The 15,454-nt window shown below is 68.2% G+C and carries 17 protein-coding genes; 6 read left to right on the forward strand and 11 right to left on the reverse strand.

All coding sequences use genetic code 11. From position 1 onward, the window contains the following. Positions 1 to 35: 35 nt before the first annotated feature. The gene (locus M8A51_RS19070) at positions 36 to 593 is read right to left on the reverse strand and encodes a hypothetical protein (RefSeq protein WP_251780118.1); all 558 of its coding nucleotides are present in this window, start codon (positions 591 to 593) and stop codon (positions 36 to 38) included. Between the two features lie 85 nt (positions 594 to 678). Between M8A51_RS19070 and M8A51_RS19075 the strand changes: the two genes are divergently transcribed. Further along, on the forward strand, positions 679 to 1,356 hold the full coding sequence (locus tag M8A51_RS19075) for a hypothetical protein (RefSeq protein ID WP_251780119.1): 678 nt from the start codon (positions 679 to 681) through the stop codon (positions 1,354 to 1,356). On the opposite strand, the gene M8A51_RS19080 is transcribed toward M8A51_RS19075, so the two are convergent. From M8A51_RS19080 to M8A51_RS19090, 3 genes are all read right to left on the reverse strand, one after another. Next, positions 1,343 to 2,566: an FIST signal transduction protein gene (locus M8A51_RS19080; protein WP_251780120.1), complete on the reverse strand. Its 1,224-nt coding sequence runs from the start codon at positions 2,564 to 2,566 to the stop codon at positions 1,343 to 1,345. The genes M8A51_RS19075 and M8A51_RS19080 overlap by 14 nt on opposite strands. A gap of 51 nt (positions 2,567 to 2,617) precedes the next feature. After that, positions 2,618 to 3,322 (reverse strand): PhaM family polyhydroxyalkanoate granule multifunctional regulatory protein, encoded by a 705-nt coding sequence (locus tag M8A51_RS19085; protein WP_251780121.1) that lies wholly within the window; start codon positions 3,320 to 3,322, stop codon positions 2,618 to 2,620. A gap of 75 nt (positions 3,323 to 3,397) precedes the next feature. Further along, the gene (locus M8A51_RS19090) at positions 3,398 to 3,880 is read right to left on the reverse strand and encodes a retropepsin-like aspartic protease family protein (RefSeq protein ID WP_251780122.1); all 483 of its coding nucleotides are present in this window, start codon (positions 3,878 to 3,880) and stop codon (positions 3,398 to 3,400) included. Between the two features lie 105 nt (positions 3,881 to 3,985). Here M8A51_RS19090 and M8A51_RS19095 point away from each other — a divergent pair, with 105 nt between their 5' ends. Next, complete coding sequence (locus M8A51_RS19095) at positions 3,986 to 4,876, forward strand: pirin family protein (RefSeq protein ID WP_251780123.1); 891 nt, start codon at positions 3,986 to 3,988, stop codon at positions 4,874 to 4,876. A 74-nt stretch (positions 4,877 to 4,950) separates the two neighbouring features. On the opposite strand, the gene M8A51_RS19100 is transcribed toward M8A51_RS19095, so the two are convergent. Together M8A51_RS19100 and M8A51_RS19105 are read right to left on the reverse strand one after the other, a co-directional pair. Next, complete coding sequence (locus M8A51_RS19100; protein ID WP_251780124.1) at positions 4,951 to 5,898, reverse strand: porin; 948 nt, start codon at positions 5,896 to 5,898, stop codon at positions 4,951 to 4,953. 194 nt (positions 5,899 to 6,092) lie between these two features. Further along, on the reverse strand, positions 6,093 to 7,076 hold the full coding sequence (locus M8A51_RS19105; RefSeq protein WP_251780125.1) for a fumarylacetoacetate hydrolase family protein: 984 nt from the start codon (positions 7,074 to 7,076) through the stop codon (positions 6,093 to 6,095). A gap of 51 nt (positions 7,077 to 7,127) precedes the next feature. Here M8A51_RS19105 and M8A51_RS19110 point away from each other — a divergent pair, with 51 nt between their 5' ends. The 3 genes from M8A51_RS19110 (at position 7,128) to M8A51_RS19120 (ending at position 10,864) form a co-directional block, all read left to right on the forward strand. Continuing rightward, entirely contained in the window at positions 7,128 to 7,901 is a 774-nt protein-coding gene (locus M8A51_RS19110; protein ID WP_251780126.1) for a DUF3108 domain-containing protein, read from the forward strand. A 153-nt stretch (positions 7,902 to 8,054) separates the two neighbouring features. Next, a complete protein-coding gene (locus M8A51_RS19115; RefSeq protein WP_251780127.1) occupies positions 8,055 to 8,333 on the forward strand; it encodes a BTH_I0359 family protein in 279 nt (92 codons plus the stop codon). Between the two features lie 227 nt (positions 8,334 to 8,560). Further along, a complete protein-coding gene (locus tag M8A51_RS19120) occupies positions 8,561 to 10,864 on the forward strand; it encodes an ATP-binding protein (protein WP_251780128.1) in 2,304 nt (767 codons plus the stop codon). A gap of 12 nt (positions 10,865 to 10,876) precedes the next feature. Here the strand turns inward: M8A51_RS19120 and M8A51_RS19125 are convergent, their stop codons facing one another. Continuing rightward, positions 10,877 to 11,269 carry a rhodanese-like domain-containing protein gene (locus tag M8A51_RS19125; RefSeq protein ID WP_251780129.1) on the reverse strand — a complete coding sequence of 131 codons (393 nt, stop codon included), beginning with the start codon at positions 11,267 to 11,269 and terminating at the stop codon, positions 10,877 to 10,879. A 104-nt stretch (positions 11,270 to 11,373) separates the two neighbouring features. Between M8A51_RS19125 and M8A51_RS19130 the strand changes: the two genes are divergently transcribed. After that, positions 11,374 to 12,423, forward strand: coding sequence for a homocysteine S-methyltransferase family protein (locus M8A51_RS19130; protein WP_251780130.1), 1,050 nt, complete (start codon positions 11,374 to 11,376; stop codon positions 12,421 to 12,423). A 23-nt stretch (positions 12,424 to 12,446) separates the two neighbouring features. On the opposite strand, the gene M8A51_RS26600 is transcribed toward M8A51_RS19130, so the two are convergent. The 4 genes from M8A51_RS26600 to M8A51_RS19150 form a co-directional block, all read right to left on the reverse strand. Then, positions 12,447 to 13,055, reverse strand: coding sequence for an OmpA family protein (locus M8A51_RS26600; protein WP_368408571.1), 609 nt, complete (start codon positions 13,053 to 13,055; stop codon positions 12,447 to 12,449). 144 nt (positions 13,056 to 13,199) lie between these two features. After that, positions 13,200 to 13,727: an OmpA family protein gene (locus M8A51_RS19140; RefSeq protein WP_251780131.1), complete on the reverse strand. Its 528-nt coding sequence runs from the start codon at positions 13,725 to 13,727 to the stop codon at positions 13,200 to 13,202. A gap of 17 nt (positions 13,728 to 13,744) precedes the next feature. Beyond that, on the reverse strand, positions 13,745 to 14,416 hold the full coding sequence (locus tag M8A51_RS19145; protein ID WP_251780132.1) for an OmpA family protein: 672 nt from the start codon (positions 14,414 to 14,416) through the stop codon (positions 13,745 to 13,747). A gap of 178 nt (positions 14,417 to 14,594) precedes the next feature. Beyond that, positions 14,595 to 15,410 (reverse strand): FecR family protein, encoded by an 816-nt coding sequence (locus tag M8A51_RS19150; RefSeq protein ID WP_251780133.1) that lies wholly within the window; start codon positions 15,408 to 15,410, stop codon positions 14,595 to 14,597. Positions 15,411 to 15,454 lie beyond the last annotated feature (44 nt).

Raw genomic sequence — 15,454 nt, forward strand, 5'->3', positions numbered from 1 at the left:
AACAAAAGTGCCGGGTTTGATGCCGATCAGCCCGATCACCGGCGCGGCACGTTCAGCGAGGCCGGCTTGTCGGCGGGCCGGGCGGCCGGTGCCGACCACGGCCGCGGCTCCCAGGGCGGGCGCGGCGCAGGGCGTACGCCAGGTAGCCAGGGCCGGTGCCAGCCGGGGATCACCACGGCTGGCGGCGTCTGTTCCGCCAGTTGGCGCGCGGTGCGCTCGCGCTCGGCTTCCAGCAGGGCCAGTGCCTGGGCGCGTCGCATCCGCTCGATCTCCAGTTCGTTGTCGAGTTGCTGGCGGTAGTCGGCGGCACGCTGGACCCGCTGGTGGATCTCGTTCGCTTCGGCGCGCGCCGCTTCACGGCGTGCGGCGGCCTGCACCGGGTCGTCGGGCACGAAGCTCCAGTTGCGCTCGGTCACGGCGCCGGGCTCCGGCCGGTCGGAGAAGACGATGCGCCCATCGGGCAGGCGCTGTTGGTAAACGGTTTGCGGGGCGCGCTCGCCTTCGGCCGCTATCGCGGGGCCGACGGCCAGCGCGGCGGCACAGACGAGGCAGGCCACGAACGAAGGGGTGGAGCAAGTCAGTCGCATTGACATTTCGACCTCTCGGGCAGCACCGGGTTCCGCCGTTCGGGCCGGGGCTCACTACACTTTGGCACTTTCACGTCTGCTGCGCCAGCCCATGCCGCCTGTTTCCCTGTCGCCCGTTTCCCGCCCCTTCGTGTCGCTGTGGTTCGTGCTCGTTTTCGCCGCCGCGGCGCTGGTGCTGTGGGCTGCGCTGCCGCCGCCGCAGGTGATGGCACTGATGTCGGAAGACGGGCCGGTCGAGATTGCCTCCGCGACGCTGTACTTCGTCACCGCCGTGGCGTTGTGGTTCGTGCGCGGGCGCAGCATGCCGGCCGCGCTGGCGGTGGCACTGTCCGTCGTGCTGTGCGCCTTCGGCGCGCGCGAACTCGACCTGCACAAGGCCTGGACCGGCGTCAGCACGCTGAAGGTCAGCTTCTATCTCGGTGCGGCACCCCTGCAGCAGAAATTGGCAGCGCTTGCGGTGATCGGGCCGGCGGCGTACGCCATGGTCTACCTGCTGCTGCGCTATGGCCTCCCGGTGCTGCGCGGCCTGCGGCAGCGCGACCCGGTGGCGGTCACGGTCATCGTGTTCTGGGCCACGCTGGTGTTGTCGAAGCTGATCGACCGGTCGCAGAACGTGCTGCTGGAGGACTTCGGCATCCAGTTCAGTCCAGCTTTGTCCGCGCTGCGGTCGGCCTGGGAAGAAGGCCTCGAGCTTTGCGCCGGCGTGCTCATCTGGGTCGGGCTGCTGCAGCACCGACGCCAAGCTGGTGCCGGGTCTATTCGGCCGTGAACACCGTCAGCACACCGGTATAGCCGTACAGGTGGTGGCGGGCGATCTCGCCGCCCGCGAAGAACCCGGTCAGCGGCACGTCGCCGAGCGCGTGGCGCACGATCTGCAGTTCGGCCGACGAGCCGCCGAAATGCGGCCCGCCGCGCCCGGCGCAGCTCACATACACCGCGCCGGCGATGCGCCGCCCGCCCAGGGGCGCGCCTTGCGGCTCGCCGCCAGCCGCCTGCCGTGCGAATGCGGCAGCGGCTTCGACGGGCAGCGATTCCGGTTCGAGTTCTTCGCGGATCTCGGTGCAGATGCGCACCAGGTCGCGGCGCGCCGCTTCGGCGTCGCGTGAGCAGAACGCCAGCTGCATGCCGGTCTCGGGCTGGTCGGCGACCGCGATGCCACGCTCGCGCGGGTCGATGCCGATCAGATGCCTGACACGCGTGTCCACGCCGAACTGCCCGGCGCGCGAGATCGACAGCGTGGCGGCATCGCTCAGGCCCACCAACGTGGTCTGCAGACGCGGCAGCGCCTTGCGCGGCTCCGCCGGGTCGACGGCCAGGTCGCGCAGCAGGCAATCGAGCGCCGGCTCGTCGTCGAGCGTGGCGACGACGTTGCGCTCCACGCGGGTGATGCGACGCGCGGGACCGACCGGGCGGCAACCTTGCGTCACGCGCGAGATCAACGGCACCGAGGCATCGAAAGCAACCCCCGACAAGCCGCCGGTGAACACCTCGTCCGCGACGTGCAGCGTGCGCGTGCGGGCCGCGGCCAGGCCGCCGAACAGGTAGCCGCTGGCCGTGCGTGCGGCCAGCTCGCCGACCAGGTCGTCCATGTCGGGCGTGCCCGGGTCGGCGTGCACCTGTGCCGCGTGGGCGGCGAACTGCTGCGGTAGCGGCCGCACGCCCGAGAACACGCGGAAGCTGTCGCGCGGCGGGTCGCCGAGCATCACGCTCAAGGCCGGTTCGTCGAAGTATTCGACGCCGCAACCCATCACGCCGACGCCGACCGCACCGACCCAGGCCGTGCCCGGGTGCCGCTCCGTCAGATGAGCGAGGATCTGTTCGGCTTGCGCGGCGTGGTGGTCCGTCAGGTAGAGCCAGCCCAGCGTGGGCTGTGCCACGGCGCCGGGGCGGCCGCGCTGGCCGTCCAGTTGTGCCAGCACGAGCGACAGCGCCATGCGCCAGTCGGGGTGCATGGCGTGGGCATGCAGGAAGGTGTTCATGTCTCAGTGTGCCCCGCCCGTGCCGCGGCAGGCGCAAGGGCGAGGTCCGGTTCAGGTTTTTGCGGGTGGCTTCGACGCGGCGGCGCGCGGCTTGCCGGTCTTGGCGCGCGCCCCGGAGGCCCGCTTGCCGGCGGCTGCGGCCACCTTGCGGGCCGGCTCCATCGTCTTGCGCAGCGTTTCCTCCGCGGTGCTGAACGATTGCTTCATGAGGTTGGTCGCGAGCCGGCTGGCGGATTCGCTGGCCGTGTCCTTCAGTGCTTCCGTCATCGTGCTGGTGGCCAGCGTCGTGAACTGCTTGGTCAATGCACCCCACCACTGCATCGGATCGACCGCGCCGGCGGCCGCGTCGCCCTTCGGCGCGGTCGTCTCCTTGGTCGGCTTGCGCCCGGTCGTTTTCTTGCCCGCTGCGGCGGGCGCCGAGGCCTCGGCAGCCGGGGTGCCGGGGGCGTCCGGCACCGGCACCTTCAGCGATTCGCGCAACGCCTCGACCGGCACGTTCATCGTCTGCAGCGTCGACAACGTCATGCGCTGCACTTCCATGGCCTGGATCGTCGCGCCCAGCATGCGGGCGTTCTGCTCCAGCCAGAACTGCACGGTGCGCAGTTCGCCGATGCGCTTTTCGAGCTCTTCCGGGTTCAGCGTCGGCGCCACCCACTGCGTGAAGTTGGGCAGCGCGGTGCCGGCACTCTTGACCAGCCCTTGCAGAAAATCAAAGCCGGGGACCAGCTTGCCGATGCCTTGCAACGCGTCGCTCATGGTGTCTCCTTGTTCGTTCGGCGGATTGTGCTCCGCGACCGGCGTGCCGGCCAGTCGGGCAAGCGCGAGTGGGCGTCACTGCTGGCCCAGATCGACGGTCAGTTCGTCGCCGCGCTGGCTGAGGTGCAGCCGTCCGAGCACGTCCATGCCAAGCAAGGCGTGCTCCAGCCCGGGCAACACCACGACGCGCAACCGACGTGCCTCGACGCCGCCTTCCAGGCTGATGTCGGCCTGCGCGATGGCGCCGGTCACGACACCGCCGGCGGTGCTCGATCGCACGCTGCCCTGCTCGCGCAGTCCTGCGGCGCGCGCGACGGCCTGCGGCACCGCCGTGCTGGTCGCGCCGGTGTCGACCAGGAAATCGACCTCGACGCCGTTGATGCGGCCCGGCCAGTGATAGTGCCGGTCGGCTGCGCGCCGCAGCGTCACGGTGTCGCCGTTCCATTCGAAGCGCGTGCGTTGCTGCCGCGCTTCCAGGGCCTGGAAGCCGAGAAACACCGCCAGGCCGAGCATCGCCCAGACTGTGAAGATCTTGAGCGTGCGAGGGAAGTCACTCATGATGCAATGGTGGTGTGAGGCTCAGGCACCATAGCAGCTGTTTGCCGGTGGGTCGTTTGAAACTCGATGCACGACGCGGGAGTTCAGGGCCAGGAGAAATACACCATGGGACCGATACGACTGAAGTCGCATGCCAAGTCACTCGGCGAAGGCCTGACGGTGCGACAGTTGCTGCCGGCTGCCGCGATGCGGGCCGTCGGCCCCTTCGTCTTCTTCGACCACATCGGCCCGGCCGACTTCGCGCCCGGCCAGGGCATGGACGTGCGCCCGCACCCGCACATCGGGCTGGCCACCGTCACCTATCTGTTCGAAGGCGCCATCGCGCATCGCGACAGCCTGGGCACCCTGCGCGACATCCTGCCGGGCGAGGTCAACTGGATGGTCGCCGGCCGCGGCATCGTGCATTCCGAGCGCACGCCTCCGGCGCAGCGCGCCGCCGGGCACCGCCTGCACGGCATCCAGACCTGGATGGCGTTGCCGCTGGCCGACGAGGAGGCCGAACCGGCCTTCGTGCATGTCGGGGCCGACGAGTTGCCGCTGATCGAGGCGCACGGCGTGCAGCTGCGCGTCGTTGCGGGCGAGGCCTTCGGGCGGCGTTCACCGGTGCCGGTGCGCAGCGCCACCTTGTATGTGGCGGCCGAAATGCCCTTCGGCAGCAGCATCGAGGTGCCGCCGGACCACGCCGAGCGGGCGATCTATGTCGCCTCCGGTGCGCTCAGTGTCGACGGCGAGCCGGTCGACACCGGCGAGATGCTGGTGCTGCCGGCGCGGCCGGTGCGCCTGCGTGCGCTCGAGAAGACGCAGGCCCTGCTGATCGGCGGCGAGCCGCTCGACCTCGGGCCCGAGAACACGCCCGAGACCCCGCGCCACATGCGCTGGAACTTCGTCAACAGCCGGCAGGCGCGCATCGACGAAGCAGTGCAAGCGTGGAGCCGGCAGGACCCGCAAGCCTTTGCGCCGGTGCCGGGCGAGAGCGAGTTCATTCCCTATCCCTGACCTGGCACGATCGACATGCATGAAAAACGGCCCCCGCGGGGGCCGTTTGTCGTTCAGACCGGGTGAAACGCCGATCAGAAGTTGTGGCGCAGACCCAGGGCGAACGAGCGGAAGTCGTCCGTGTAGGGATTGGCGCTGTCGGCGGAGATCTTCGTCGCGAAGGCGTACAGCTTGGTGCGCTTGGACAGGTTGTAGTTGTAGGCCAGCGTGTACTGCTTGGCACCGGAGTCGTCGGTGTCGCCCACGTCGCCGGCCAAGCCGACGTTCAGGTGGAACTCCGACGCGCCCAGGACGTACATGCCCGACAGACGGAAGATGTTGGCATCGCCGTCGTCAGCGAAGGTCTCGTCCATGGAGGCACGCTGGTAGTAGCCGCCGAAGGTGAAGTCGCCGATGGTGTACAGGCCGCGCAGCGCGAACTGGGTGTCCTCGGCCACCTTGGTGTAGCCAGCGCCCAGTTGCAGGGGGCCGACCGCGTAGTTGACGGCCAGGTCGAGCGAGTGCTCGCCGCCTTCGCCCAAGCCGTACTGGACTTCACCGACCGCGCCGCCGAAGCTCGGGGTGATGTAGCTGAACTTGTTGTTGGTGGCCCAGCTCTGGAAGCCCAGGCTGTACAGCGCGTCGGCAGAGGTGCCGGTGTCGTGGTTGTGCAGGCTGACGTAGTCGGCCGTCGCATAGTAGGCGGCGCTGGTCTGGCGGCCCAGACGAATTTCACCGAAGTTGCCCGACAGGCCGACCCAGCTGTCGCCGGACCAGAAGTCGCCGGTGACGGTGCCGTTGTCCGAACCGAGACGATGCTCGAGCAGGAAGTTCGCCTTCAGGCCGCCGCCGAGGTCTTCCGAGCCCTTGAAGCCCAGACGCGAGGCGTTGTTGACCATCTGGCCTTGCGACTCGCCGTCACCGACCTTGATGTGCTCGATGGAGGTGTTCATGCGACCGTAGATGGTCACGTTGCTGCTTTGCGCAAAAGCGGGGGCGGCGAACAGGCTGGCGAGAGCGGCCGCGAGAGCGAGACGTTTCATGTAGAAATTTCCTTTAGACAGGGTTTGGGACGGGGACTACGACCCGGCACGGATCGTAGGGGCCGTGTCACAAAATTGTAAAAAGGAAAATCGACTGTCCCTGGTCAGATTCACTAGGGACACCCCCCCTAACCTCTAAATCTGATGCTGCGGCGCAACAGTCGTGGCTCGATTCCCCAAGTTCGGTCGCAGATTCACCGAAACGGTGCAACCTTTTGTTCGATGGCTCCGCACATCGATTGCCCGTCCAGTCCCTTCATCTCGATGCGGATGGTGTCGCCATGGCGCATGAATTCGGTTTTCGGTGCCCCATGCTCGAGGGTCTCGATCGCCCGCTTCTCGGCGATGCAGGAATAGCCGTGCGACCCGTCCTTGTTGCTGACCGTGCCGCTGCCCACGACAGTGCCGGCGCGGACATTGCGCGTCTTGCAGACATGAGAGATCAACTGCCCGAAGTGGAATTGCATCTCGGGTCCGGCGTCGCACAAGCCGACCTTCTTGCCGTTCCACGTCGATTGCAGCGCCAGGTGAACGCGGCCGCCTTGCCAGGCGGTGCCGAGCTCGTCGGGTGTCACGGCGACCGGGCTGAACGCCGTGGCCGGCTTGCTCTGGAAGAAGCTAAAGCCTTTCGCCAGCTCGGCGGGGATCAGGTGGCGCAGCGACACGTCGTTCGCGAGCATCACGAGGCGGATGCCTTCGAGCGCCTCGTCGGGCGACGCACCCATCGGTACGTCGCCGGTGATGACGGCGATCTCTGCTTCGAAGTCGATGCCGAAGTCCTCGCTCGCCACCACGATGTCGTCGCACGGCCCGAGGAAGTCGTCGCTGCCGCCCTGGTACATCAACGGCTCGGTGTAGACGCTTTCCGGCACTTCGGCGCCGCGCGCCTTGCGCACCAGCTCCACATGGTTCAGGTAGGCCGAGCCGTCGGCCCACTGGTAGGCCCGCGGCAACGGCGCCATGCACAGCGCCGGGTCGAACGCGAAGGCATGCCTTGCCTTGCCTTGGTTCAGCGCCTGATAGAGGTCTTGCAGCTGCGGCGAGAGGAAGTTCCAGTCGTCCAGGACTTGCTGCAGCCGGGTCGCGATGCCCGTCGCATAATGAGCCATGCTCAAGTCCCGCGAAACGACGACCAGTTGCCCGTCGCGCGAGCCGTCCTTGTAGGTGGCGAGCTTCATGTGCGTGGAGGAAGTCCAGGGAGCCCGCGATTGTAGAGAGGCGGAGCCAGCGTGCCGACAGTGAGGCGCTCGGGCCCATGCGTCTCGCACCGACGCCGCGACCTGCTGACAGTGGCGGCGCTTGGCTGGGCTGCAAGCTCCGGCGCCGCACCGCCGGAGCTTGCGCCGACTCCCGTCTACTCGACGCGTCTGCCCCCCGCCTTCACCTGGACGTACGCGTTGCAACGCGGGGCGCTCAGCGGCACCGGCGAGTTGAGCTGGCGGCCGCTAGCCTCGACCTACCAGCTGAAGCTCGAAGGCAAGGTGGTGGTGATCGGGGCCGTGCTGACACAGGTCAGCCGTGGCCGCACCGACCCCACCGGCCTGGCGCCACAGCGTTTCACCGATCGCCGGCTGCGCCGCGCCGAGCAGGCAGCGGTGTTCGACCGCGCAGCGGGCAAGATCACCTTCACGGGCCGTTCGACGCAGCGGCCGCTGGTGCCCGGCGTGCAGGACCGGCTCAGCTGGATGGTGCAATTGCCGGCCATTGCGCAGGCCGACCCGGACCGCGTCCGTGCCGGCGCGGCGGTGGTGCTGCGAGTCGTCGGCGCTCGCGGCAACCTCGACGTCTGGACCTTGCGTTCGCAAGGCCTGCAGACGGTCCAGCTCGAAGGCCGCACGGTACAGGCGGTGAAGCTGACACGCGAACCGGACGATCCGGACGACACGGTCGCCGAGATCTGGCTGGACCCCCAGCGTCACCATCTGCCCGTGCGGGCGCGGCTGACCGACGGCCGGAGTGACCCCTTGGAACTGTTGTTGCAATCGGGGACATCGCGCCCATGACTGCGCTCAAGCGGGGACACGCCTGGCCGATAAGGAGGTACAAGCCCATGAGCGCGGAGATGGCTTGAAACTTGCGGGGCAGGACCCACGTAGATGACGTCTGGGACCCCCGGGCGTCCGCCACGGTGGCCTTTCAACGAAGGAGCAAGGTCCATGCAAATGCTTTACAACTCCGACAACTTCGCCGTGGTGGAGTTCGAGGTGCCTGCCATGACGCCGGCGTCCGAGGGCGACGACGCAGGGCTGACGCGCGGTGGCTACGAGATCGTCGACAAGTTCAAGCGCAAGGAGATCTACATCGAAGGGGCGCTGGCCGAGAGCTTCAAGCAGGGGGTCGAAGCCCTGATCGAAGGTTCGCCGACCATCGAGGACATCGACGCCTACATCGAACGCTTCTCTTCGCTGATGCTGCAGCCGGTCGTGCTGCACTGAACGTTCCGGAACCGGCCGCATCCTTCGCGGCCGGTGGGCCCGTGTGCGATCGGCGCCGCCATCTCCTCGCCCCCCTTTCCCCGGCCACAGGGCTTGCGTGGTCAGAATGCGCAAGTCGGTCCCTTTCCCGCCTTCCCATGTGCCGCACGCTGCGTTATCGTGGCTCGGCCCGGGCGCTTGCCGGGGCTGCCAACGAAACGCGAGGGACCCCAACCGAGGAGGCGCCCATGGTCAAACGTCATGTCGAGGCCCGTGTGGCGCCTTCGCCGGGGCTCGCCGAAGCGCCGGTGCTGGACCGCATGTGTTCGCATTTCGTGCTGACCCTCACGTTGCGGCACACCGGCCGCTTCAATGTCCGCCGCGACTGGAACAGCCTGCTGTCGCTGACCGGCCGCCACCTGGTCTGGCCGGTGTCGGTGCTGGCACGCGTGCGTGAGTTCCTCGCGCGCCGCTGCGTCGGCAACGAGCACTGGAAAGGGCACGAGAAGCTGGATGACCCGCCGTTCCTGGAGCGTCACGGCGCCTGGCGCGGGCCGTACGAAGAAGGCACGCTCTTTTTCTACATCGACGAATACATCAAGGACGCGCCCAAGGACCTGCTCGCGGTGCTCGGCGCCACCTGCGACTGGCTCGGGCGCAACCTGAAGAAGGAATCGACGCTGGTCGAGAAGAACATCGACGCCTTGGCCGGCCGGCTGCAGCTGAACCCGGCCGAGCGGGCGCTGCTGCTGTACGGCACGCTGGCGCGCTACCAGCGCGAGCTGCGGGGGCTGCTGGTCGAGTTCAAGGTGGCCAACGCGCAGGAGGCCTATGCCGTGCTGGCCGAGATCGCCGGCGTGGATGAGAAGGACGTCGGCGAGGCGCTGCGGGCCGGTTCGCGGCTCGAGCGCATCGGCATGGTCGAGAACCTGATCTCCGAGCACAACATCACCGACCTGGCCGACCTGATGAAGGTCTCGGAGCAACTGCCGCCGGTGCTGATGCGCGAGTACCGCGACGAAGCCGAGCTGATGGCGGTGTTCACCCGGCCGGCCGCGCCGAGCGAGCTGACGCTCGAAGACTTCCACTATGTCGGCGAGGACACCCGCATGCTGGTGGCCTTGTTGCGCAACGCCGTGGCGCACAAGGAGCCGGGCGTCAATATCCTGCTCTACGGCCCGCCGGGCACCGGCAAGACCGAGCTCGCCAAGGTGATGGCGCTGGCTGCCGGGCTGGAGCTGTACGAGGTCGAGTACGCAGACCGCGACGGTAACTCGCTGTCCGGCCGTGACCGGTACCGCTCGCTGCAGATCAGCCACGTCTTTTTGAAGGGCAGCCCGAACGTCGCATTGCTGTTTGACGAGGTCGAGGACGTGTTCCCGCCGATCAGCACCGACACCGCCCAGCTGATGGCGCGGCTCGAGATCGGCGACGGCATGCCGAACGGCTCGGTCAGCGGCAAGGCCTGGGTCAACCAGATCCTGGAAAGCAACCCGGTGCCGGTGCTCTGGGTCACCAACCGCATCGAGCAGATCGACCCGGCCTTTCGCCGGCGCTTCCAGTACCACCTGGAGCTGAAGTCGCCCCCGCCGGGCGCGCGCGAGGCGCTGGTCGCCAAGGCCTTGTCCGAGGTGGCGGTGGCGCCGGAGTTCGTCGCCAAGCTGGCTGCGCGCAAGGCGCTCACGCCGGCCCAGATCCGCACCGCAGTGCGATTCGCCCGACTGGCCGGTGGGGCCGACTCGCCCACGGCCGAGGCGTTGATCGAACGCCAACTGGGCAATGCCGACAAGGCGCTCGGTACGGCAGGCGGCGAACGCGGGGCGCGGCACGTCGTCACGCACTACGACCTCGGGCTGGTCAACACCGAGTCGCGCTTCGAGGTGCCGCGCGTGATCGAGGCACTGCGCCGCAAGGGCTTCGGCACGCTGTGCTTCCATGGCCCGCCCGGCACCGGCAAGACCGCGCTGGCGGAGCACATCGCGCGCGAGTTGCAGCAGCCGCTGATGGTGCGCCAGGCTTCCGACCTGGTCAGCAAGTACGTCGGCGAGACCGAGCAGAACATGGCACGCATGTTCGAGGAAGCCGAGGCCGAGCAGGCGGTGCTGCTGCTCGACGAGGCCGACAGCTTCCTGCGCAGCCGCCGCATGGCCGAGCGCAACTACGAGGTCAGCGAGGTCAACGAGATGCTGCAGGGCATGGAGCGCTACAAGGGCGTGTTCATCTGCACGACCAACCTGTTCGAGGAACTCGACGAGGCCGCGCTGCGACGCTTCACGTTCAAGATCCGCTTCAAGCCGCTGACGCTGGAGCAGCGCGAGCGCATGTTCGTTGCCGAGGCCCTGGAGGGCGACCCCTCGCGGCTGACCGGCGAACAGCGCGAACGGCTGCGGCAGCTCGACGCGCTGGTGCCGGGCGACTTCGCTGCGGTCAAGCGCCAGGTCGACATCCTGGCGGTGGCGTTCGAGCCGGACGAATTCCTGTCGCAGCTGGAGGCCGAGCACCGGGTCAAACCCGAGGTGCGGCAAGCGCGCGGAATCGGTTTTCTGCGCTGAGACCGACCGGCCTCAGAGTTGCTCCCACGGCAGTCCGTCGAAGCGCCAGCCGTTCACCGTGTTGCGGTGAAAACGGGCGTCGAGGTCACCCTCGAAGCCGTGCAACACGTTGATCACCTCGGTGAAGCCGGCCGCCTCGAGGGTTTCACCGGCGGGGAGGGTGCGCTTGCCGGAGCGGCACAGCAGCAGCACCGGGCGGCCGGTCGAGCCTGCTTCGCGCAACACCTGCTGGGCGAAGCGATCGGGCGCCGGCTGCATGTCGGGGTATTCGTACCAGGCGATGTGCACCACCCCCGGAGGGTGGCCGACGTACATGTATTCGATCTCCATGCGCACGTCGACGAACAGCGCCTCGGGGTTCGCCTGCAGGTAGTCCCAGGCCTGTTTCGGGGTGAGGTGTTTCATAGGAGTGCCCGATTGTCATGCACTCGCCGGCGGCAGGGCAGGGGCCAAACCATGGAAAAGGTCGCATCCGGGGCCGGATTTGACGCGCTGCCTACAATGCCGGGATGAACGCCCGACCCTATACCCGCGCCACCGAGCTGCCCGAAATCCTCAAGCGACGCATCGTTGTGCTCGACGGTGCGATGGGCACGATGATCCAGCGCTACAAGCTGGGCGAGGCCGACTACCGCGGCACCCGTTTCGTCGACCATAGCCGGGACCTGAAGGGCAACAACGAACTGCTGCAGTTCACCCGTCCCGACGTGATCCGCGAGATCCACGAGGGATACCTGGCGGCGGGCGCAGACATCATCGAAACCAACACCTTCGGCGCCACCCGCATTGCGCAGGAAGACTATGCGCTGCCCGAGGTGGCGCACGAGATGAATGTCGAGGCTGCGCGTATCGCGAAAGCAGCCTGCGAGAAGTTCTCGACGCCGGGCAAGCCGCGCTTCGTCGCCGGCGCCTTCGGCCCGACGCCGCGCACTGCAAGCATCAGCCCCGACGTCAACGACCCCGCTGCACGCAATGTCGGTTTCGACGAGTTGAAGGCAGCGTACTACGAGCAGGCCGAAGGTCTGCTCGTAGGCGGCGCCGACCTGTTCCTCGTCGAGACCATCTTCGACACGCTGAACGCGAAAGCGGCTATCTTCGCCATCGACGAGCTGTTCGAGGCCACCGGCGAGCGCCTGCCGGTGATCATTTCCGGAACCGTCACCGACGCCTCCGGCCGCATCCTGTCCGGGCAGACGGTCGGGGCGTTCTGGAATTCGGTGCGCCACGCACGGCCGATCGCGATCGGGCTCAACTGTGCGCTCGGAGCGGCGTTGATGCGCCCTTACATCGAGGAGTTGTCGAAGATTGCCGGCGACACCTACATCAGCTGCTACCCGAACGCGGGCCTGCCGAACCCGATGAGCGACACCGGTTTCGACGAGACGCCGCAGATCACCGGTGGGCTGATGGAAGACTTCGCGAAAGCCGGCTTCCTCAACATCGTCGGCGGCTGCTGCGGCACGACGCCCGACCACATCGCCGAGATCGCCCGGCGCGTGGGCGGCTACCAGCCGCGCTGCCGCCACGAATCCCTGTTCACCGGGCTGCTGGCGGCCTGACGGCGGCCGGCAGCCGGGGCGGATCAGCGCCCTGCGGGGTGCGCAATGAGCAGCTCGACGCGCCGGTTCAGCGCGCGTCCATCGGCGGTCGCGTTGTCCGCGACCGGTTCGCGTTCGCCACGGCCTTGCGCCGTGATGCGCTCGAAGGCCACGCCGCGCGCGATCAGATAGTCCTTGGTCGCGTTCGCCCGCTCTTCCGAGATGCGCTGGTTGAGTGCTTCCGAGCCGACGCTATCGGTGTGCCCCAGTATCAGGACCGTCACGTCGGGCCGGCCGGCCAGCGACGCCGTCAAACCGTCGAGGAAGCGGCGGAAATGCTCGTTGAGCGCCGCGCGCCCCGGTTCGAAGGCAGCATCGCCGGTCACACGGATCAGCACGCGGTTGTCGGTGGTCCGTGCCACTTGCATCGGCGTGCCGCGCGCCACGTCTTCTGCGGTTTGCGAGATGACGACCATCTGCGGCGTCCAGGCGAATCCGTCGATGACCGAAACCGGTGGCGGCGCCGGCACGGGAGCTGGAGCCGCAGGGGGCGGTGCGGGAGGCGGCGGCGGCGCCGGCGTGGCACAGCCGGCGACCAGAGCGCACAGTGCCGCCATCAACGCGGCTCGATGGTGAACGGGAACGGTTTTCACGAGGCTTCTCCTGTGGGTGGGCGCGCCTGCACGACGGCCACAGCCGCCGCCCTCGGCACATTCGAAGCGACGTAATCTAGCAGCGCATGGTTACATCGGCCTCCCCCCGAGGCAGAGGGAAGCCATTTCTCGTGAAATGTTCTATCAACGAACCGCGGTGGCGCCCCGTTCCGAGACCAGGATCTCGACCTCCGCGCTGTCTGCCGAGGCGCCGACCGTCGCGAACCGCTCGCGCGGCACGCCGCGGGCGATGAGGTAGTCGCGGGTGCTTTCGGCACGGTCACGCGCCAACAGCGCGCCGCCGCGCCCGTCCGACGGCGCGGTGACGTGGATCTCGGCGCCGGTGTTCGGGCGCACGCCGTTCGCCACGCGGTCCAGCACGGCCGCCAGCGGCGCCTTGACCGCCGAGCGCTTGGGATCGAAGGCGAACTTCAGCGGCACCGCGACGCGATAGCCGTCGCCGGCGGCTTCCACGGTGACCGGCGTACCCGCGAGCTCGCGCGCGAGACGATGGCGTTGCTGGTCCACCGACGGGCCGCCGGCCCCGGGCGACACCATGCCGCCGCCGGTGCACGCGGCGAGCAAGGCGAGCACCAGCCATGTGCTGCGGCGCAGCCACGTCGCGGCGGGAAAAACGGGGCCTGAGGCCCGGTGCGTCAGCGTTGTCGTCATCGAAGCGCTGTCCGTGCTCAACGGCTCTGCGCGACCGATTCCGGCTCGGCGACGTAGATTTCAACCCGGCGGTTCTCGGCGCGGCCGGTGTCGGTCTGGTTCGACGCCACCGGCTCGCGGCTGCCACGCCCATCAATGGCGATACGCGAGGCCGCGACGCCGCGAGAGACGAGGTAGTCGCGCGTGGCGGCCGCGCGATCGACCGAGAGCGGATTGTTGATCGCGTCGGTACCGGTGTTGTCCGTGTGACCGACGATGCCGATGGCCGTGGCGGTATGGTCGCGCATGCCCTGCGCGAACTTGTCGAGCACGGTGCCGAGCTGCGGCTTCACGCTGGCACGGCCGACGTCGAAGCCGGCGTCGCTGGGAATCTGCACCTTGATGCGATTGTCGGCAGTGCGCTCGACGTCGATGCCGGTGCCCTGCGTCGCCTGCTCCATCTTAGCCTTCTGCTCTTCCATGCGCTTGGACCAGATGTAGCCTCCCAAGGCGCCGACCGCAGCACCGGCTGCCGCGCCGGTCGCGGCGCTCTTGCCCTTGTTGCCGCCGGCGGTCGCGACGCCGATCAGCGCACCGGCCGCGGCGCCGATGCCGGCACCCTTCGCGGTATTGCTCTGGGTTTCGCTCATGTTCGAGCAACCGCTGGCCAGCACGGCCACGGCAGCGAGCGTGACGATGGAGTGTTTCATGGCAGGCTCCTTTTCTCTTCGTTAGAACTGCGAGGGGGGATTGCAGCCCAACCAGCAGCAGGCGGCAAGCCCGCCAGAGTGAAACCTGTAACAGCCGGCGCCGGGCCTCAGCTGGCGGCCGTTGAAAAGATAGTGTGCGCACACATCGATGGACCGAGAAAGCCCATGCAGACGCCCGTCAGCGCTTGAAGATGTCGTTGAGCAGACCGGGCAGCGTGCCCTTCAGCTCCTGCGGCACCTGCTTGCGCAGCTCCTGCTGCAAGCGGTTCACTCCCTCCTGCTTCAGGTTCTTCAGGGTGCTATCGAAGCTGCCGTCGCGGAAGATCCCCTGCGGATCCCGGATCAGTCCGACCTGGACGGCGCTGCTCAATCCGCGTGCGACCAGGTCGGCGCTGGTGGCAAAGCCCGTCTGCCCCGCATCCACTTCGACGCGCCGGCCGTCGGCGCCTTCCATGAAGGTGCCGCCCTCGATCACCCGCGTGTACGTGCCGGCTTCGGTGTCGGCGGTGCGTTCCTCGACATACGCCGTCTCGAAGTCGGTGCCGCGGATGCCGATGGTCGCCGTCGGCGTCGTCACGCGCACAGCCTCTGGCGCGGCCTTGCCCATCAGGCCGGTCACGAAGCGGAAACTGCCGGTGACGAGCTGCAGCAGGCTGGCATGGCGCTTGGGCTTGTCCTGCCGGTACTGGTAGCGCGTCACCTGGACCTGGGTCTTCGCCCGCAGCGCCATCAGCGCGCCGTCGGTGAAGCGGATCAGCGCCTCGCTGTCTTCGGCGGTGTTGATGCGCTCGCCCTCCGCCAGCGTCTCGCCCTGGCTGGCCGTGCGCCAGCCGCCGGTGCCCAGCACCTGCACCGTGCCTTTCATCCGCTCGATGGCGCCGACGTTGCACCAGCCGGCCAGCGGGCAGAGCAGGGCCAACGCGAGCAGCGCGAGACGCGGCAGCCGCAGCGGCGGCAAGACAGGAAACAACGGAAGCCGGGCGAGGGCGGTCATCGTGGCGTGCGAAGAGTGGAGGCGCCGCGAGGATAGCGCCGGCG

The sequence above is a fragment of the Caldimonas mangrovi genome (assembly GCF_023721835.1).
GTDB classification, from domain to species: Bacteria; Pseudomonadota; Gammaproteobacteria; order Burkholderiales; family Burkholderiaceae_C; genus Caldimonas; species Caldimonas mangrovi.

Bases quoted from the DNA above. Each gene is read 5' to 3' on its own strand.
- M8A51_RS19070 (WP_251780118.1), bottom strand. From the start codon at position 593: ATGTCAATGCGACTGACTTGCTCCACCCCTTCGTTCGTGGCCTGCCTC.
- M8A51_RS19075 (WP_251780119.1), top strand. From the start codon at position 679: ATGCCGCCTGTTTCCCTGTCGCCCGTTTCCCGCCCCTTCGTGTCGCTG.
- M8A51_RS19080 (WP_251780120.1), bottom strand. From the start codon at position 2,566: ATGAACACCTTCCTGCATGCCCACGCCATGCACCCCGACTGGCGCATG.
- M8A51_RS19085 (WP_251780121.1), bottom strand. From the start codon at position 3,322: ATGAGCGACGCGTTGCAAGGCATCGGCAAGCTGGTCCCCGGCTTTGAT.
- M8A51_RS19090 (WP_251780122.1), bottom strand. From the start codon at position 3,880: ATGAGTGACTTCCCTCGCACGCTCAAGATCTTCACAGTCTGGGCGATG.
- M8A51_RS19095 (WP_251780123.1), top strand. From the start codon at position 3,986: ATGGGACCGATACGACTGAAGTCGCATGCCAAGTCACTCGGCGAAGGC.
- M8A51_RS19100 (WP_251780124.1), bottom strand. From the start codon at position 5,898: ATGAAACGTCTCGCTCTCGCGGCCGCTCTCGCCAGCCTGTTCGCCGCC.
- M8A51_RS19105 (WP_251780125.1), bottom strand. From the start codon at position 7,076: ATGAAGCTCGCCACCTACAAGGACGGCTCGCGCGACGGGCAACTGGTC.
- M8A51_RS19115 (WP_251780127.1), top strand. From the start codon at position 8,055: ATGCAAATGCTTTACAACTCCGACAACTTCGCCGTGGTGGAGTTCGAG.
- M8A51_RS19120 (WP_251780128.1), top strand. From the start codon at position 8,561: ATGGTCAAACGTCATGTCGAGGCCCGTGTGGCGCCTTCGCCGGGGCTC.
- M8A51_RS19125 (WP_251780129.1), bottom strand. From the start codon at position 11,269: ATGAAACACCTCACCCCGAAACAGGCCTGGGACTACCTGCAGGCGAAC.
- M8A51_RS19130 (WP_251780130.1), top strand. From the start codon at position 11,374: ATGAACGCCCGACCCTATACCCGCGCCACCGAGCTGCCCGAAATCCTC.
- M8A51_RS19140 (WP_251780131.1), bottom strand. From the start codon at position 13,727: ATGACGACAACGCTGACGCACCGGGCCTCAGGCCCCGTTTTTCCCGCC.
- M8A51_RS19145 (WP_251780132.1), bottom strand. From the start codon at position 14,416: ATGAAACACTCCATCGTCACGCTCGCTGCCGTGGCCGTGCTGGCCAGC.
- M8A51_RS19150 (WP_251780133.1), bottom strand. From the start codon at position 15,410: ATGACCGCCCTCGCCCGGCTTCCGTTGTTTCCTGTCTTGCCGCCGCTG.